Annotated in this window: 1 pseudogene; it reads left to right on the plus strand. The window is 74.1% G+C overall.

The annotated features are described in order from the left end of the window. A pseudogene (locus tag BZL64_RS38455) lies at positions 1-1,266 on the plus strand (TIM-barrel domain-containing protein); the annotation flags it as partial.

The following is a 1,266-nucleotide window of genomic DNA, read 5'->3' on the forward strand; positions in this document are numbered from 1 at the left end:
GCCTCGCCTGCGGGCGGGGACGTACCGGCTGTGGAACAACGATCCGGGGCGGGCGTTCGGCCGGGGGGACGATCCGCTGTACCTGACGATGCCGGTGCACCTGGTGGTGGCCGACACGGCCACTCATCTGGCGTTCCATGACACGTCGTGGGACGGCTCCGTGAGGCTGCGGGAGGGCGAGGAGGGGGCCGGCTCGGGGCACGACCGGGCCGGGGTGTCCGAGCTGCGGATGGACGGCGGCCCCCTGCGCTGCTGGGTGATGGTGGGGGCCCCCGCGCGCGTGCTGCTCACCTGGGCCTCACTCACCGGTGCGCCGGCGCTGCCGCCGGCCTGGGCGCTCGGGCACCATCACGCGGGGGACTTCGGCGGCGAGCAGGAGGTGCGGCGTGTGGTGGCCGGTTACCGGGAGCGTGGTCTGCCGCTCGACGCGGTCCATCTGGGGGCCGACCACCGGGAGGACCGACAGGTGTTCACCGTCGACCAGGAGCGTTTCGGGAAGCTGCCGGTACTGGCCGAGGAGCTCCGGCGGGACGGGGTCCGCCTGGTGCCGGTCGTCGACCCTGCGGTGCGGGTCTCGCCGGGTGACGCGGTCTGCGACAGCGGGGTCGGCGGGGACGCGTTCGTGCGGGGCGCCTCGGGGCGGATCGTGGAGGGTGTGGCGCGGACGGGCAAGTCGGTGTTTCCGGACTTCACGCACGCGCGCGTGCGGCGATGGTGGGGCAGGTTCTACGCGGAGGGGACCGCGCAGGGCTTCTCGGGCTTCTGGCATCACATGAACGAGCCCACATCGTTGACCGCGCTGGGGGAGTCGACGCTCCCCCGGTCGGCGCGGCACGCTCTCGAGGGCCGCGGCGGCGATCACCGTGAGGCGCATAACGTGTACGCGCTGTGCATGGCTCAGGCCGGCTACGAGGGGCTGCGGGAGCTGCTTCCCGAGGAGCGCCCGTTCCTGTTCTCGCGCTCCGGCTGGGCGGGGATCCAGCGCTACGGCGGGGCCTGGTCCGGGGACGTCGCTCCGGGCTGGCCGGGGCTGCGGGCGTCCCTGTCGCTCGTGGTGGGGCTGGGGCTGTGCGGGGTGCCGTAATCGGGGTCGGGCATGGGAGGTTCCGCCGGCGACTACTCTCCGGAGCTGTATCTGCGGTGGCTCCAGCTGGGCGCCTACCTGCCGCTGTTCCGTACGCACGCCGGTCCCCGGGCGGGGCGCGGGGAGCCGTGGGAGTTCGGGCCCGAGGTTCTGGAGCACGCGCGCGTGGCGCTGGTCGAGCG

It is taken from the genome of Streptomyces bobili, from assembly GCF_002154575.1.
Classification (GTDB): domain Bacteria; phylum Actinomycetota; class Actinomycetes; order Streptomycetales; family Streptomycetaceae; genus Streptomyces; species Streptomyces bobili.